Source organism: Mycetocola sp. (genome assembly GCF_046716805.1).
GTDB lineage: Bacteria > Actinomycetota > Actinomycetes > Actinomycetales > Microbacteriaceae > Mycetocola_A.
Genome location: NZ_JBKJWH010000189.1, coordinates 18,173 through 34,054, shown reverse-complemented (window position 1 = coordinate 34,054; position 15,882 = coordinate 18,173). Strand labels below are relative to the sequence as shown.

Genomic DNA, 15,882 nt, shown 5'->3' with positions numbered 1-15,882 from the left:
AGCGTCGTGAAAGGCGGCAGCCCTGACCAAGGCAATCTGCAGAACGAAACAGCGATTCGCAACCATCTCGCGAGGGTTACTCCTGAGCGTCGCGCTTCTGCGCCGTGAGTGCACGCTCGACGCCGGCGAGGTTCTCGACGACGATGCGGCGGAGGGCGGGCGGCTCAGGGTTGGCGTCGAGCCACGCGAGCGTCGCCGTGCGGAGTTCCTCGTTCGCCAGCGGCGCCGGGTACAGGCCCATCACCAGGTACTCGGCGATCTTGTAGCTGCGCGAATCCCAGATGCGCTGGAGCATCTCGAAGTAGTCCGGAATGAACGAGGCGAGCACGTCCTTGTCGCGGGCGCGCTGGAATCCGATGCCCGTCCACTGCACGATCGCGTTCGGCGCCGTGTCGGTGTCGACGACGGATGCCCACGCGGCGCGTTTCGCTTCCAGCGTCGGGATCGCAGCCCGGGCGAGTGCCGCAGCCTTGGCACCGTTGGCGGTGTTGTCGTCAGCGAGGGCCGCGTCGACCTCATCATTTCCGGCGACGCCGCCCGCGGTGAGCGCGGTGAGGAGTTCCCAGTCAAGGTCGGTGTCGACGGTCAGGCCTTCGAGCGTCAGCTCGCCGGCGCGCAAGCCGCGGAGAATGTCGAAGTGCACGTCGGTGGACGCGACTCCGGCGAAGAACTTCACGAACTGGAACTGCGCATCTGAACCAGGCTCAGCTGCTTCAGCCAGTTGCCAGAGCGTGTCGCCGACCTCGACGAGCACGTCCTCGCGTACCGCGGGGGCGACGTACTGCGTCGCAGCGAGCACGAGCTGGGTGAGGGTCGTGCGGATGGTCGTGGACTCGGTCTCGCTGGCGATGTTGCCGAGCACCAGGCGCACATACTCCCGTGCCGGCGTCTCAGCGTCGCGGGTCGCATCCCAGGCGGCTGCCCAGACGAGCGAACGGGCGAGCGGGTCCTCGATCGTCGAGAGGGACTTCGTGGCCACCGCGAGCGACGCGTCGTCCAGGCGGATCTTGGCGTAGGCGAGGTCGTCATCGTTGAGCAGCACGAGGTCCGGGCGCTTCTGGCCGACCAGCTCCGGAACATCCGTCCGTTCGCCGTCGACGTCCAGTTCGATCCGGTGCTCCCGAACGAGCTTTCCATCGACCGAGTTGTAGAAGCCGATCGCGAGGCGGTGCGGACGGATCGTCGGGTACTCGGGTACGGCGCTCTGCAGGACCGTGAAGGCCGTGATCGTGCCGGAGCCGTCGACGCTGATTTCGGGACGGAGCGTGTTGACGCCCGCGGTCTCGAGCCAGAGCTTGCCCCAGTCGGTGAGGTCGCGGCCGGATGCGGTCTCCAGTTCGGTGAGCAGGTCGACGAGCTCGGTGTTGCCCCACTCGTGTTTCTTGAAATAGGCGGAGACGCCCGCGTAGAACGCGTCGATCCCGACCCAGGCGACGAGCTGCTTGAGAACCGATCCGCCCTTGGCGTAGGTGATGCCGTCGAAGTTGACCTGCACATCTTCGAGGTCGTTGATGGTCGCAACGATCGGGTGGGTCGACGGCAGCTGGTCCTGCTTGTACGCCCAGCTCTTCTCCATGGCGTTGAAGGTCGTCCACGCGCCGGTCCATTCGGTGGCCTCGGCGACGGCGATGGTCGACGCCCACTCCGCGAAGGACTCGTTCAGCCACAGGTCGTTCCACCACTTCATGGTGACGAGGTCACCGAACCACATGTGGGCGAGCTCGTGCAGGATGGTGACGACACGACGCTCCTTGACGGCATCCGTCACCTTGGAGCGGAAGATGTACGCCTCGGTGAAAGTCACCGCTCCCGCGTGCTCCATCGCCCCGGCGTTGTACTCGGGCACGAACAGCTGGTCGTACTTCTCGAACGGGTACGGGTAGTCGAACTTCGACTCGAAGTATTCGAAGCCCTGACGCGTCTTCTCGAAGATGTAGTCGGCGTCCAGGAATTCTGACAGGCTCCTGCGCGAGAACACTCCGAGCGGAATCGTGCGCCCATCGCTCGACGTGAGCTCACTGCGCTCCACGGCGTACGGGCCGGCGATGATGCAGGTGATGTAGCTCGACATCACCTGGGTCGGCTCGAACGTCCAGGTCTTGCTTTCGGCACCGGCCTCAACGGGTTCCGGGGTGGGCGCGTTGGAGATGATGTCCCAGTGGGCTGGGGCCGTCACCGTGAACTGGAACGTCGCCTTGAGGTCCGGCTGCTCGAACACGGCGTACATGCGGCGCGAGTCAGGCACTTCGAACTGGCTGTAGAGGTACACCTCATCGTCGACGGGGTCGACGAAGCGGTGGAGGCCCTCACCGGTGTTCATATAGATCATGTCGGCGTCGACGATAAGTTCGTTGTCGGCCTGCAGGTTGTCCAGGGCGATCCGGATGCCGTCGCTCACGACGGCAGGGTCGAGGCTGGTGCCGTTGAGGGTCACCGAGTGCACCGTGCGGGTGATGGCGTCGATGAAGGTCGAGGCCCCTGGGGTGGCTGCGAAGCGCACCGTCGTCGTCGAGCGGAAGGTTTCCGGCCCGGTGGTGAGGTCGAGCGCGATCTCGTAGCTCGAGGTGGAAACGAGCGATGCCCGCTCCTGTGCTTCGGCGCGGGTGAGGTTTTCTCCAGGCAACGCTGAACTCCTTTGTGCGTGATGGGCGGAAACGAATCGATCGGATCGTGTCCGACTTGCAAGCGTAGTCGTTCGCCTCAGAGCCCCGGGGGAGGAGTCAGGGAATGCCCGGGGGTCCGTTCATGGTTGGCTGGAAGCATGAGCACCGATACGCAGACTCCCGCCCCGACCGCCGTCGACTTCTGGTTCGACCCCTCCTGCCCCTGGGCGTGGATGACCTCCCGCTGGGTGGATGAGGTCGCCGTGCTGCGCAACCTCGACATCACCTGGCACGTGATGAGCCTGGCGGTGCTCAACGAGGACCAGGACGTCAGCGAGGAGTACCGCGCATTCTTCCCGCGGGCACTCCGTTACACCCGCCTCGTCGCCGCCGCGCAGGAAGAATTCGGCCAGGCCATCGTCAAGCCGCTCTATGACGCGCTGGGAACCCAGATCCACCCGGGCGAGTCGACCGATCCCGACACGGTGATCGCCCAGGCGCTCGCCGAGGTCGGCCTGCCACCCGAATTCGCCGAGCACTCCCTGAGCGACGCGTACGACCCGCAGATGCGTGCGAGCCACTTCGACGGCATCGGCCGGGTGGGTCAGGATGTCGGAACGCCGGTCATCGCCGTGAACGGGGTCGCCTTCTTCGGCCCGGTCATCTCCCCGGCTCCGATCGGCGATGAAGCGGCTCGGCTCTGGGATGGCGTCGTCGCCGTCGCAGCGTACCCCGGCTTCTTTGAGATCAAGCGGAGTCGCACCGTCGGCCCGATCTTCAACTGAGTGTCGGGCACCGGCGGTGCTGGGAAACGGCAGAATGGGAGCATGCGCATCCATATCGCCACCGATCACGCCGGCCTCGACTTCAGCCAGCACCTGCAACAGCACCTTCGCGACAACGGGCATGAGGTCCTCGACCACGGCCCGACCGAGTACGACGCGCTCGACGACTACCCGGCGTTCTGCATCAACGCCGCATCGGCGGTCGTGCGTGACCAGTCGGCCGGGGTGGAGGCACTCGGTGTCGTCTTCGGTGGCTCTGGCAACGGTGAGCAGATCGCCGCGAACAAGGTTCGCGGCATCCGGGCGGCCCTCGTCTGGAATCTCAGCACCGCCAAGCTTGCGCGCGAACACAACGACGCCAATGTCATCTCGATCGGCGCACGCCAGCACTCCGTTGATGAGGTGATCTCCTTCATCGACGCGTTCATCGCCGAACCGTTCACCGCTGAGGAGCGCCACGTGCGCCGCATCGCCCAGCTGGCGGAGTTCGAGGAGACGGGCACGATCTCAGGCAAGGGCGTCGACGCTCTTCCCGAACGAGACTGACATGCCCGAGGGCCATTCCGTCCATCGCATCGCGCGGCAGTTCCGGCAGAACTTCGCCGGTCACCGTGTGCGGGTCACCTCACCGCAGGGCCGGTTCGTGGAGGGCGCGGCGCTGCTCGACGGGCGCACCGTCACGGGTGTGAAGGCCGTCGGCAAACAGATGTTCATCGACTTCGACGACAGCGTCTGGCTGCGGGTGCACCTCGGAATGTACGGCGCGTGGGACTTCGCTGGTGAGATCACCCAGGATGCGACGATCGCCTCGGCGAACGGCCGGATGGGGCACACGAACCAGAGAGGAACGGACCTTGCGTCGGCGATCCTCGATGACGCAGGGGAGAACTCGTTGAGTTCGATCGGCGCACCGCGGAAGACCCGCGTGCGGATGTCTGAGCAGACGAAAGGCCTCGCGGGCTCTGAATGGGAAACCTTTCCCCCGGAGCCGGTCGGAGCGGTCCGGGTCCGGCTTCTCGCCGAGCACGCCGTCGCCGACCTGCGTGGGCCGACCGCGTGCGAGATCATCGATGACGCCCGTGTCGGCGAGGTGATCGGCAGGCTGGGGCCGGACCCGCTGCTCGACGACAGCGACGAGGCGGAGGACCGGTTCACCGCCGTCGTGCGCCGAAAGCCGACGCCGGTCGGGCTGCTCCTGATGGACCAGTCCGTCGTCTCCGGCATCGGCAACGTCTACCGGGCGGAGCTCCTGTTCCGAGCCGGGGTGAGCCCGCACACGCCAGGCAAGCTCGTTCCGGAGGAGACCGTGCGGGAGATCTGGCGGGACTGGTCCCGGCTGTTGCGAATCGGCGTCGAGACGGGCCAGATGATGACCATGGACAACCTCACCGGTGAGGACTACCGCAAGGCGATGGCCTCCCGCGATGACCGGCACTGGGTCTACAAACGCGAGGGGCTGCCCTGCCGGGTCTGCGGAACCCATATCCTGCTCGAAGAGATGGGCGCCCGCAAGCTGTACTGGTGCCCGGTCTGCCAGAGCTGACTCCCACGAAAGCGAGAAGGACCCGATGAGACAGAACCCCAGTTTCGTTCTCGGCGACACCGCCGAACTCCGTCGTCTGATCGAGCAGAACCCGTGGGTCACCCTCGTGAGCGACACCGCCGACGGTCTCGTCGCATCCCACTATGCCGTCGTGCTCGATCCTGACCGCGACGACCTCACAATCCTCGGTCACGTCGGCCGCCCGGACGAAGCGATCCACGAGCTCGGATCCCATGAACTGCTCGTCATCGTGCAGGGCCCACACGGCTACATCTCACCGGGCTGGTACGACGACGAACCCGCGGTGCCCACCTGGAACTTCGTCGTCGCCCACTTGCGCGGCGTCCCCGAGATTCTCAGCGACGAGGAGAACTACCGGGTCCTCGGCCAGCTCGTCGAACACTTCGAGAAGCGGATGCCCGAACCCCGCCTCATGGAGGGAACGCCGGCGAACGCGGAGTACGCGCGCCGCATCAGCAGCGGAACCGTCGGCTTCCGGCTCACCCCGACCCGCGTCACCGCGAAGCGCAAACTCAGCCAGAACCGCCCCGCCGAGACCGTCGACTGGATCCTCGATCAGCTCGAGAACGGTGCCGAGTACCCTAATGCCGCCCTTGCCGCTGAGATGCGGCGGGCTCGCCGGTGAGCGAGCTCCGGCTGCGTGCTGCCCGGCCGGGTTCCGGCATCCGTCGTACCCTCGCTGAGGTGCGTCTCGCCGGCGGAGATGGCCGGCCCCTCGACGTCGTGCTCGAAGACGGGCTTGTCGCCGATCTGCGCCCAGCCGGAACAGGTCCGGTCGAGGGAGAGGTGACGGATGCTGCCGGCCGGTGGATTCTGCCCGGGCTCTGGGATTTCCACGTGCACTTCACGCAGTGGGCGCAGACCTCCCGCCGGTTCGATCTGTCCGGCACGAGGACAGCCGCTGAGGTACTCGCCGCCGTCGACTCGCACACCGCGCCGACCTCCGACGCTCCGACCGGTCCGGATGAACCCGCCGTCGGATTCGGGTTTCGGAATGCGCTCTGGCCTGACGCCGCAGACCTCGCCGCCTTCGACCGGGTGTCGCACGGCCGTGCCGCGATCCTCATCGCCGCAGACCTCCACTGTGTGTGGCTGAACAGTGCAGCGCTCTGGCGGTACGGCCATTCCGATTCCGCAACAGGGATCCTCCGCGAAGAGGATGCATTCGCGGTGCTCCAGAGCATCGATTCCGCCCCGGAGAGCGTCGTGGATGGCTGGGTCCGGGACGCCGCGGACGCAGCATCCGCCCGAGGCGTCGTCGGCATCGTCGACTTCGAAATGGCGTGGAATCTGGAGTCGTGGTCGAGACGCATCGCTGCGGGCGCCATCGCCCTGCGCACCCGCTTCGGTATCTATCCGCAGCACCTCGACCGGGCGATCGAGGAACGGCTGCGAAGCGGCCAGATCCTGCCGCACACCCACGGGCTGCTCGAGGTCGGCTCGCTCAAGGTGATCACCGACGGATCCCTCAACACCCGGACCGCATACTGCGTCGACGAATACCCGGGCCTGGCGGCAACTGAGCATCCCCGCGGTGTCCTCAATGTGCCGCCGGGCGAACTGGTCTCCCTCATGTCCCGCGCCCGCGACGCCGGCCTGGAGTCCGCCATCCATGCGATCGGAGATCAGGCCAATACGCACGTTCTCGACGCCTTCGCCGCCACGGGCGCACGCGGGTCCGTCGAGCATGCGCAACTTCTTTCGGCCGATGACATCGCCCGGTTCGCGGCACTCGGGGTGACCGCGAGTGTGCAGCCGGAACACGCCATGGACGATCGAGACGTCGCGGAACGATATTGGGCAGGCCGGACCGACCGCGCTTTCACCCTGCGGAGCATTCTCGACGCCGGCGGAACGCTCGCCCTGGGGTCGGATGCGCCCGTCGCGCCACTCGATCCGTGGCTCGCCATCTCGGCCGCCGTCGCACGCAGCCGAGACGGACGCGCCCCGTGGCATCCGGAGCAGTCGATCTCCGTCGCCGAGGCGATCGCGGCATCCACCCGGGACGGGAGCACAACGGTGCGAGCAGGACAGGTCGCCGACCTCGTCCTCGTCGACCGGGACCCTTACGCCGCGACCGCCGACGAGCTGAGACGGATGCCGGTGTCCGCCACAATCCTCAACGGCAGGGACACCTTCACCTCGCTCTGACCGGCTCGCCGTAACGCAAAAGGAGGGCCGCCCGGCAGGGGCGGCCCTCCTTTTTCGAGTGGTTGCTACTTCGAGACGTGGGCGACGAGGAACCAGCGGTCCTTCTCGAGGCCACGGGCGATCTCGATGGCGATGTCCTGGCTGGTGAGATCGATCGAGTCAAGCTCGTCGACAGCCGTCTTGATCGAGGTAAGGGCGGCGTCGATCTGTGCGACGAACTCCGCAATCGTGGTGTTCGACTGCTGGAAGCCGGCCGTCAGCTGGCCGGTCGTCGTCTTCGCGGCGACGGTAGCCAGTCGGGCGTCGACGGGAAGGCCAAGGGCGACGATGCGCTCGGCGGCGCTGTCGGCCCAGTCCTGGGCGTGGTCGACGATGGTGTCGAGGAGCTCGTGCACTCCGATGAAGTTGGCCCCGCGAACGTGCCAGTGAGCCTGCTTTCCGTTCACAACGAGAGCGGTCAGGTCGATGACCACGGGGCTCAGGAACTGGGCGACTCCCGCTGCGACGTCGGGGCTGACGGAGGTGGATGAAACGGTGGTGAGATCTGTCATGAGTGTTCCCCTTCGCTGTGCGCGTGATGCGCTGTTGGAAACAACGCTACTCAGCTACGCGCATTCCGCAAGGAAGCGAAGGCTCGTCTAACTTCAGGACTGATTCGCCGCATTCGCCGTTCGGTGTGCGCAAATCGATGTGACAAGGGCCGGTGAGGTCGATGTGCGCACTCTGAACTAGTGCAGTTCGGTCCGCGTCGTCAGCGCAGCGACGAAATCCCGCGGGCCACAGCCTTGAGGTCTCGAATCCGTCTCTCCAGGGTCGTCGCCCACACGATGATGATCACTCCGCCGAGACCGGCCCAGAGCCACCACGGCACCTCGCCGTACAGTCCGGAGATCCACGGCCACAGCTGCGCCAGCCCATGGGCCACGACCACGACAGCGCCGATCAGCGTCGGGGCCTGCAGTTTCAGCGCGAGTCCGGCGCCGAGCACAAGCAGAGCGACAACGCCGAGGGCGACCACGCGCCAGAGCTCGTTCGAGAAATCGAAATTCGCCAGCAGTGACGGTACAAGAAGGACGATGAGGCCAGGTCCCAGTTCAGCCCAGGAACCGCGGCTCGGATCACGGCTAAGCCGAACACTCCCACCGACGATCAGCGCAACTGCGAGGGGAACGGTCGCCAGCTCAAATGGGTCGGCGGTCCCGGTGGCCAGAAGCGCTCCCGCGAGCACGACGGCGCACGCCGCCGAGACCCACCGGAGAGCCGGCGAGAACTCGTCGCGAACAGATGCGGCGACCACGAAGCCGCACACCACGGCGAGCACGAGAAGCCCACGCCACGCGTCGACCTCGGAGATGACGAGGGCGCTGAGCGTCGGCAGCGAGAGGACGAGTACGGAGGACACGACCGCTGCCGTGGCGAACACGGCGGGCGCCTGCCGTCGATCATGCCAGAGCAGGCCAGCAGCCAGGAGGATGATGGCGGCTGACGACGACCAATACTCGAACGGGATGCTGTCTCCGTCGGGGTTCAGGATGGCTCGGCCCGCCCCGACGAGGATCGCCCCCGGCATTCCCGCGAGCCAGAGGAGTGCAGCAAGCCGAAGACCGCGGAACAGGAGAGGCGACAGTGCACCCGCGACGACGAGGATCGCAGAGATCCCGAGCACGGCTCCGGCGCGGAGCGGCTCAGCTCCGACGGCGACGACAGCGCTCGGCCCGAGTCCCACCGCGAGGGCTGCGGCGAGAAGAGCGGAGCGCCCCGGCAGGACCGTTCCTCCTGACACTGGTCGGCGAACGAGGGTGACGCCAAGGATGGCCAGGAGGAGGCCGGCAACAGGGAGGGTGTAGAGCTCGACGACGGTGGCGTCGGCGCGGGCGAGTCCGAGCCACAGTCCGGCAACCGCGAGAGGCAGTCCGAGCCAGGCCAGGTGTCGCCGCCGCGAGTGCCCGACGATGTCGCCGTCGCCGCTGGCGACGAGCACCGCGGCGACGGCGAGCAGGACGAGAGTGAGCCAACCCAGCTCGGGCCGGATGGCGACCGAGACGAGCAGAAGGACCGCCGCAACCGCGAGGGCTCCGTCCCAGGCGAAACGAGCGGGCGACGAGCCTCGCCGGCCGTCCCTCCAACGGAAGACGCCGGGGGCGATGGCGGCCAGGATCACCACCGTCGCCGCGAGAATGACACCCGTCGTGTCATCCGGCGCGGCGCCGGACGGGATCGTCGGGCCGAAATCCCGCCAGGCACTGTCAACAGCGCCGACGATGGAAAGCGGAACGACCGCTGCCGCGACGGACCGTTCCGGCCACTCGCTCACCTTTGGGTGGAGTTGCCAGGCCATGCCCGCGACGGCGGCCGTTCCCAGCACCACGAGAAGAAGAACAGGACTGCTCACCGTGAAGAGTTCGGCCACGCCGCTTCCGGCCGCGACTGCGGCGACGGCGGCGAGCACGGCCGCTTCGGGCCGGGCGAGCAGATCGACCGAGAAGGGGATCGCAGCACCGAGGATCAGGGCGGCGACAGCCATCCACAGCGCCGGTGCGCCCGCGCCCGCCGTCGCGCCGGTGACCGACTCGAACCAGGCTGGCACCGTCCTCGCGCTGAGGACCAGCGCGACCGCGGCCGACCCGGTCGCGACCGGCGCCAGCGCGACGACCGCGGGAGCCGTCGTCGCGCGGACGATCACCTGGCGGGCCGCCACCAGCAGCACAACGGACGCAATCGCGGTCACCGGGAACGTGGCCGTGCTGGTGAGTCCGATGGTGCCGAAGACGAAGACCGCAGCCGCGAACACACAGCCGAACGCAACGCGCAACGACGTCTGCTCCAGAACCACCACTGACGCGAGCAGCGCCGCGGCGAGGAAGCCGAGACACACGGCGGATGCCACCGGCTGGCCGATCGATGCGCTCCCGGCGACGAGGCCCAGTCCACCGACGCCGGCTGGAATCCAGCTCCACCGACGAGTGCGGCCAAGCATCGCCACGGTGGCGAAGGCGATCGCGGCTACGAGCAGGAGGGCGAGTGGGGGTTCCATGCCCATCTGGACGAGCGGGTTCGTCGGGGTCCCGAAACCCGCAACGCTGAACGGGATTGTGGTGGCACCCCAGGCGGAGGTTGCAACGGAGAACGCGAAGGCGGGTGCGGCAGCCAGCCCGGCGATGCCGAGCGGAAGAACTGAGGCGAGCCGGAGAGCCGGGACCAGCCGGGCGAGCCCCTGGATGCGGGAAAGGGAGGCGACGACGAGAGCCGCGAGCGCGGTCACGGTCGCTGGCAGCCAGACAACGGCGTCCTCGACGCGTCCCCAGAGGAACAGGCACACGCCTGCTCCGGAGGCAGCGAGGCCGAGGCCGATGGCCGCGAGTACATTCCAGGCGTCCAGCCGGACCGGCGCCGCAGCATCCCGACCGCTCGTTGATGGCGAAGACGGAGTCGCGGCGAGGGTGCCGAGCCAGACTCCGGCCAGCACGGTGAACGCGATGCTGCCGCCGGCGGCAAGGTCGGGGAACGCTCCGAACGCGGTGAACGCTGCGGCAACTGTGGCCAGCATGCCGCCGACGCGGAGGATCATCCGCTCCAGAGGCCGGGCAATGCGAGTCCAGACGAGTGAGCCGAGGCCGACGGCGGTGAGCGCGGTCCACGCGCGAGTCGAGGCGTCGACGCCGACGAGTGCTCCCTGCACGAGGGCGAACGCGGCGATCGGCGCGAGGAGAACGGCGGAGAGTGACAGCGTGCGGATCGGGATCGTGCGGGCGGCCAGTGCAAGAAGTGCGGTGACGGCACCCACCGAGAGTCCGATGTAGAGCCAGCCATCGATTCCTCCAGAGCCGAACACGCCATTGGCCCGGATGATCCACAGGTCGAGCAGGAAGAGGACGACGGCTAGCGCGGCGATACCCTCGGCGGTGCCCTGCAACCGGCGGCGTTGCAGCAGCACGGCGATGCCGAAGACGACGACGCTCGCTGCGCCGGTGAGCAGAGACCGGACCTCGAGGCTTGCCACGCTGTAAGCGAGGAGGACGAAGAACAACGCCATGACCGAGACGAGTATCACGCCAACGGTGAGCATGAGGACCTGAATCCCTGAGCGTCGGGGCTTCGCGAATCCGCCAGGGTGCCGCGCGGTCGGCGGGTGAGGTGGCTGCGGCACCATGTGCCCCGGCACCGAACCCGCTGGGTAGGTCTGGGCGGGCGTGTACGACCCTTCGACGTTCACCGGCTGTGCGACGGGGAGCGGTTGAGGAACGACGGATGCCTGCGGCTGGTACGCAGGAACGGGGGCAGCGGCCGCGCGAGCACGCGCGACAATCTGTTCCCGCTCGGCCTGGGCTCTGCGCATGCGGGCAAGGAGCTCGCGCCTCTGGGATTCGGCGAAGACAACGGCTCTCCCGGCGTCGAGGAGGGCCAGGGCGCCCGGGACGCTGAGGTCGAGACCGCAGGCGGGGCACACCGGCCCGAGGGATCCGTCCAACGCGGTCGGCAGGGATGCGATTGCGATCTCCGAGAAGCAGGCGGGGCACAGCGTTGTGTCCGTCAGGAACTCGGGCTTGAGCGGCCAACGATCGGGAATCGCGCTCGAGCCGGAAGGAGGGCTCGGTGGCGTCGATGGTGCTGGGAAGCCCGGGGTCGAAGACATGGCCCGATTGTGGCAGAGCAGCATCCCGCGTGGGCGAAGTTCGCCCGTTCGGGGGCAGAGAGCGTGCCTGTGGAGAGAATCCGGTGGCGATAGTGTGACGGCATGACGAGTGAAGACGCAGCAAGCATCATCCGACTCACGGGCATGGAAGGACCGGTGATCGCTGAGACGGCGTTCGTCGCTCCGGGTGCCCGGATCGTCGGCAATGTCACGCTGAGAGACGCGTCGAGCGTCTGGTACAACGCCGTCCTTCGAGGTGACTCCGCCTCCATCGAACTCGGAGAGGGCAGCAACGTCCAGGACGGTGTCGCCGTCCACGTGGATTCCTCGTCACCGGTCGTCATCGGCCGCAATGTGTCGATCGGGCACAATGCCGTCGTGCACGGCTGCACCATCGGCGACACCGTGCTCGTCGGGATGGGAGCCGTCGTCCTCAGCGGGGCGGTCATCGGCGACGAATGCCTCATTGCCGGGGGAGCGGTCGTGCTCTCCGGCGCCGTTATCCCGCCCCGGTCGCTCGTCGCCGGCGTGCCTGCGAAGGTGCGCAGGGAGCTGACCGACGACGAGGTGAACGGCATCCGTCGGAACGCCGACATCTACCTCGAGCACACCCGGCACCACGTCGAGTCGCTGAAAACCGGGTCCGTTTAGTCTGAACCGTTCTTCTTGATCCACCGGCGGTGCGAGGTCATCCCGGCGCCGAGGCACACGGCGGATGCCACCATGAGGCCGACACCGGCTCCGAAACGTCCTGTGCCCAGAAAAATACCGGCCGCGAGAAAAAGCGCGACGCCGGCGGTGGTCCAGAGCGAGTATGGGCGGAGCATCTTCATCGCTTCGCCCTTTGACTGCCGGTGGTGAACGGGGAACTGGAGGGGCTGACGAGAATCGAACTCGCATCATCTGTTTGGAAGACAGAGGCTTTACCACTAAGCTACAGCCCCGAATCTGGCGGGTTTCCGTCAGGATTTCGGTTTTCACCGGAAGACCGGCACCCGAATATCGTAGTACACGTTTGAGGGTCGGATGTGCCGCCACCCGTCGCGGCGGTTTTTTACCAGCACCCGTGCATTAGACTGTCGGAGGCCTTCCATTACCGCCTGCTCGATTGGTGTGTGAGTCCATACCGGTAGTCACCTACCGGGGCGTAGCTCAGCTTGGTAGAGCGCCCGGTTTGGGACCGGGAGGTCGCAGGTTCGAATCCTGTCGCCCCGACAAGTCCGTCCTCCTCAGCTCGAGGAAAAATCCACAACACAGGAGAACACACCAACGTGAAATCCACGGTCGAAAAGCTCAGCCCCACTCGTGTCAAGCTCGCCATTTCGGTGACGCCTGAAGACCTGAAGCCGAGCATCACCCACGCCTACGGCCACATCGCCGAACAGGTCAACATCCCCGGATTCCGCAAGGGCAAGGTTCCGCCGGCGATCATCGACCAGCGCATGGGCAAGGGCGCCGTCCTCGAGCACGCCGTCAACGAAGGCCTCGACGGCTTCTACCGTGCCGCTGTCGAAGAGCACAGCATCCGCACCCTCGGCCGCCCCCAGGCCGACATCGTCGAGTGGCCCAGCGACAAGGACTTCTCCGGAGACCTGCAGCTCGCCATCGAGGTCGACGTGCGCCCCGAGATCACCCTGCCGTCGTACGACGACATCACCATTGAGGTCGACGAAGCCGAGATCACCGACGAGGATGTCACGGCCGAACTCGACAAGCTCCGCACCCGCTTCGGCACGCTCGCCACCGTCGACCGCCCCGCCAAGACCGGCGACTTCGTGCAGATCGACCTCGTCGCCACCATCAACGGCGAAGAAGTCGACAACGCGACGGGCATCTCCTACGAGGTCGGCTCAGGCGACCTGATCGAGGGAATCGACGAGGCACTCGAGTCGCTCACCGCCGGTGAGATCACCACGTTCAGCGCACCGCTGCTCGGTGGCGAGCACGAGGGCGAGAACGCCGAGATCACCGTCACCGTCGGTGCCGTCAAGGAACGCGAAATGCCCGCGGCTGACGACGACTTCGCCCAGATTGCCAGCGAGTTCGACACCATCACCGAGCTCACCGAGAGCCTCAAGGAGCAGGTCGCGCGCCAGAAGGCCTTCGGCCAGGGCGCCGCTGCTCGCACCAAACTGCTCGAGAAGCTCGTCGAGCTCGTCGAGATTCCCGTTCCGGAGAAGCTCGTCGAGGACGAAGTTCACCGTCACCTCGAGGGCGAAGGCCGCCTCGAAGACGACGAACACCGCGCCGAGGTCACCGTCTCGAGCGAGGCCACGTTCAAGCAGCAGATGCTCCTCGACACCATCGCCGAGGCCGAGAACGTGCAGGTCAGCCAGGACGAACTGACCCAGTACCTGATCCAGGGCGCTGCGCAGTACAACATGGAGCCGGGTGAGTTCATCAAGGTTCTCGACGAGAACGGTCAGATCCCCGCCATGGTCGGAGAGGTCGCCCGCAACAAGGCCCTTGCCGTCGTGCTGGCGAAGACCACTGTCGTCGACACCACCGGCAAGCCGGTCGACCTCACCGGATTCGTTCCGACTGACGACGATGACGCCGAAGACGTTTCGGTCGACGAGGTCCCAGCCGACGAGGCTGCGACTGACGAGGCTCCGGCCGAGGACAGCGCCACCAAGAAGTAGGTTTCGAAACCACGAAGGATGCCCCGGAAGCGACTCCGGGGCATCCGTCGTTTAACGCGTGGAGCCGCGCGATATCTGCCCACGGCGAACAGAGCAGTTCCGGTGGGTTGGCTCCGATAGATTCGATTACACGCAACAACTGAAATGGAGCGCGACATGGCCGAACTGACACTGCCCAACAGTGTTTTTGACCGACTGCTGAAGGATCGCATCATCTGGCTCGGCGCCGAGGTCCGCGATGAGAACGCGAATGAGATCGCTGCGAAGCTGTTGCTGCTCGCAGCTGAGGATTCCAAGCGGGACATCTACCTGTACATCAACTCGCCCGGTGGGTCGATCACCGCTGGCATGGCGATCTACGACACCATGCAGTTCGTTCCGAACGACATCGTCACCGTCGGCATCGGCATGGCGGCATCGATGGGCCAGCTCCTGCTGACGGCCGGCACGAAGGGCAAGCGGTACATCACGCCGAACGCCCGCGTCCTGCTGCACCAGCCGCACGGTGGATTCGGCGGAACGTCGAGTGACATCCAGACCCAGGCCCAGCTGATCCTCGACATGAAGCGCCGCCTGGCTGAGATCACCGCTGCCCAGACCGGCAAGACCGTCGAGCAGATCAACGCCGACGGCGACCGCGACCGCTGGTTCAGCGCGCAGGAAGCCCTGGAGTACGGGTTCGTCGACCACATCCGCGAATCGGCCACCGACGTCACCGGCGGCGGCGGAACTGAATCCGACTAAGCGCCGAAGAAAACCAGAGGACAGAACATATGGAAACCCCGACCTTCCGCGCCGCAGGCCACTTCGCTGCAACGACGGCTGCCATGCCGAACTCCCGCTACATCCTGCCGAGCTTCGAAGAGCGCACCGCCTACGGCTACAAGCGCCAGGACCCGTACGCCAAGCTCTTCGAGGACCGCATCATCTTCCTCGGCGTCCAGGTCGATGACGCATCAGCCGACGACGTGATGGCGCAGCTCCTCGTGCTCGAGAGCATGGACCCCGACCGTGACATCGTCATGTACATCAACTCACCGGGTGGCTCGTTCACGGCGATGACGGCGATCTACGACACGATGCAGTACATCCGCCCGCATATCCAGACTGTCGTGCTCGGCCAGGCAGCCTCAGCTGCTGCTGTGCTCACCGCGGCCGGCACGCCTGGCAAACGACTTGCTCTGCCGAATGCCCGCATTTTGATCCACCAGCCCGCCATCGGCGAGGCCGGCCAGGGGCAGGCATCCGACATCGAGATCCAGGCTGCTGAGATTCTGCGCATGCGCGTCTGGCTCGAAGAGACGCTGTCCGCTCACTCCAACCGGAGTGTCGAACAGGTCAACAAGGACATCGATCGTGACAAGATCCTGTCGGCGTCGGAAGCACTCGAGTACGGCCTGATCGATCAGGTCCTCACGAGCCGCAAGCACCTGCCGACCCTGAACAAGACCGCATCAGGGGCCATCGCGTCCTGAGAGCAGTTTCGTGGACGGAGCCGGGGATC

General features: G+C 66.5%; 13 protein-coding genes and 2 tRNA genes. 10 read left to right on the top strand and 5 right to left on the bottom strand.

Annotated features, from left to right (window positions below):
* Positions 1-76 precede the first annotated feature (76 nt).
* Positions 77-2,623 carry an aminopeptidase N gene (gene pepN, locus ACLQ62_RS15375; RefSeq protein ID WP_411722503.1) on the bottom strand — a complete coding sequence of 849 codons (2,547 nt, stop codon included), beginning with the start codon at positions 2,621-2,623 and terminating at the stop codon, positions 77-79.
* A 138-nt stretch (positions 2,624-2,761) separates the two neighbouring features.
* On the opposite strand from pepN, the gene ACLQ62_RS15370 reads away from it, so the two are divergent.
* Genes ACLQ62_RS15370 through ACLQ62_RS15350 form a run of 5 tightly spaced genes read left to right on the top strand, consistent with a single transcriptional unit; the run spans position 2,762 to position 7,103 of the window.
* Positions 2,762-3,388, top strand: coding sequence for a DsbA family protein (locus ACLQ62_RS15370; protein WP_411722502.1), 627 nt, complete (start codon positions 2,762-2,764; stop codon positions 3,386-3,388).
* 42 nt (positions 3,389-3,430) lie between these two features.
* Positions 3,431-3,934: a ribose-5-phosphate isomerase gene (locus ACLQ62_RS15365; RefSeq protein ID WP_411722501.1), complete on the top strand. Its 504-nt coding sequence runs from the start codon at positions 3,431-3,433 to the stop codon at positions 3,932-3,934.
* Position 3,935: 1 nt separating this feature from the next.
* Positions 3,936-4,931 carry an Fpg/Nei family DNA glycosylase gene (locus ACLQ62_RS15360; protein WP_411722500.1) on the top strand — a complete coding sequence of 332 codons (996 nt, stop codon included), beginning with the start codon at positions 3,936-3,938 and terminating at the stop codon, positions 4,929-4,931.
* Positions 4,932-4,956: 25 nt separating this feature from the next.
* Entirely contained in the window at positions 4,957-5,577 is a 621-nt protein-coding gene (locus tag ACLQ62_RS15355; RefSeq protein WP_411722499.1) for an FMN-binding negative transcriptional regulator, read from the top strand.
* Positions 5,574-7,103 carry an amidohydrolase family protein gene (locus ACLQ62_RS15350; protein ID WP_411722498.1) on the top strand — a complete coding sequence of 510 codons (1,530 nt, stop codon included), beginning with the start codon at positions 5,574-5,576 and terminating at the stop codon, positions 7,101-7,103. Before ACLQ62_RS15355 ends, ACLQ62_RS15350 begins: the two co-directional genes overlap by 4 nt.
* 65 nt (positions 7,104-7,168) lie before the next feature.
* Here ACLQ62_RS15350 and ACLQ62_RS15345 read toward each other — a convergent pair whose 3' ends face one another.
* Both ACLQ62_RS15345 and ACLQ62_RS15340 read right to left on the bottom strand, forming a co-directional pair.
* Positions 7,169-7,654, bottom strand: coding sequence for a Dps family protein (locus ACLQ62_RS15345; protein WP_411722497.1), 486 nt, complete (start codon positions 7,652-7,654; stop codon positions 7,169-7,171).
* A gap of 200 nt (positions 7,655-7,854) precedes the next feature.
* On the bottom strand, positions 7,855-11,736 hold the full coding sequence (locus ACLQ62_RS15340) for an SCO7613 C-terminal domain-containing membrane protein (RefSeq protein WP_411722496.1): 3,882 nt from the start codon (positions 11,734-11,736) through the stop codon (positions 7,855-7,857).
* A 102-nt stretch (positions 11,737-11,838) separates the two neighbouring features.
* Here ACLQ62_RS15340 and ACLQ62_RS15335 point away from each other — a divergent pair, with 102 nt between their 5' ends.
* Positions 11,839-12,387 carry a gamma carbonic anhydrase family protein gene (locus ACLQ62_RS15335; RefSeq protein ID WP_411722495.1) on the top strand — a complete coding sequence of 183 codons (549 nt, stop codon included), beginning with the start codon at positions 11,839-11,841 and terminating at the stop codon, positions 12,385-12,387.
* Here ACLQ62_RS15335 and ACLQ62_RS15330 read toward each other — a convergent pair.
* Together ACLQ62_RS15330 and ACLQ62_RS15325 are read right to left on the bottom strand one after the other, a co-directional pair.
* The gene (locus ACLQ62_RS15330) at positions 12,384-12,569 is read right to left on the bottom strand and encodes a hypothetical protein (RefSeq protein ID WP_411722494.1); all 186 of its coding nucleotides are present in this window, start codon (positions 12,567-12,569) and stop codon (positions 12,384-12,386) included. The genes ACLQ62_RS15335 and ACLQ62_RS15330 overlap by 4 nt on opposite strands.
* A 37-nt stretch (positions 12,570-12,606) precedes the next feature.
* Positions 12,607-12,680 (bottom strand) — tRNA-Gly (locus ACLQ62_RS15325).
* A 197-nt stretch (positions 12,681-12,877) separates the two neighbouring features.
* On the opposite strand from ACLQ62_RS15325, the gene ACLQ62_RS15320 reads away from it, so the two are divergent.
* From ACLQ62_RS15320 to ACLQ62_RS15305, 4 genes are all read left to right on the top strand, one after another.
* Positions 12,878-12,951, top strand: a tRNA-Pro gene (locus ACLQ62_RS15320).
* 56 nt (positions 12,952-13,007) lie between these two features.
* Entirely contained in the window at positions 13,008-14,378 is a 1,371-nt protein-coding gene (tig, locus tag ACLQ62_RS15315; RefSeq protein WP_411722493.1) for a trigger factor, read from the top strand.
* Positions 14,379-14,534: 156 nt separating this feature from the next.
* Positions 14,535-15,122, top strand: coding sequence for an ATP-dependent Clp protease proteolytic subunit (locus tag ACLQ62_RS15310; protein WP_411722492.1), 588 nt, complete (start codon positions 14,535-14,537; stop codon positions 15,120-15,122).
* A gap of 29 nt (positions 15,123-15,151) precedes the next feature.
* Complete coding sequence (locus ACLQ62_RS15305; protein WP_411722491.1) at positions 15,152-15,853, top strand: ATP-dependent Clp protease proteolytic subunit; 702 nt, start codon at positions 15,152-15,154, stop codon at positions 15,851-15,853.
* Positions 15,854-15,882 lie beyond the last annotated feature (29 nt).

What these genes read in the sequence shown, in the direction of transcription:
- ACLQ62_RS15340 (WP_411722496.1), bottom strand. Translation starts at nt 11,736, where the DNA reads ATGTCTTCGACCCCGGGCTTCCCAGCACCATCGACGCCACCGAGCCCT.
- ACLQ62_RS15330 (WP_411722494.1), bottom strand. Translation starts at nt 12,569, where the DNA reads ATGAAGATGCTCCGCCCATACTCGCTCTGGACCACCGCCGGCGTCGCG.
- ACLQ62_RS15365 (WP_411722501.1), top strand. Translation starts at nt 3,431, where the DNA reads ATGCGCATCCATATCGCCACCGATCACGCCGGCCTCGACTTCAGCCAG.
- ACLQ62_RS15370 (WP_411722502.1), top strand. Translation starts at nt 2,762, where the DNA reads ATGAGCACCGATACGCAGACTCCCGCCCCGACCGCCGTCGACTTCTGG.
- ACLQ62_RS15310 (WP_411722492.1), top strand. Translation starts at nt 14,535, where the DNA reads ATGGCCGAACTGACACTGCCCAACAGTGTTTTTGACCGACTGCTGAAG.
- ACLQ62_RS15360 (WP_411722500.1), top strand. Translation starts at nt 3,936, where the DNA reads ATGCCCGAGGGCCATTCCGTCCATCGCATCGCGCGGCAGTTCCGGCAG.
- ACLQ62_RS15305 (WP_411722491.1), top strand. Translation starts at nt 15,152, where the DNA reads ATGGAAACCCCGACCTTCCGCGCCGCAGGCCACTTCGCTGCAACGACG.
- ACLQ62_RS15345 (WP_411722497.1), bottom strand. Translation starts at nt 7,654, where the DNA reads ATGACAGATCTCACCACCGTTTCATCCACCTCCGTCAGCCCCGACGTC.
- ACLQ62_RS15355 (WP_411722499.1), top strand. Translation starts at nt 4,957, where the DNA reads ATGAGACAGAACCCCAGTTTCGTTCTCGGCGACACCGCCGAACTCCGT.
- ACLQ62_RS15335 (WP_411722495.1), top strand. Translation starts at nt 11,839, where the DNA reads ATGACGAGTGAAGACGCAGCAAGCATCATCCGACTCACGGGCATGGAA.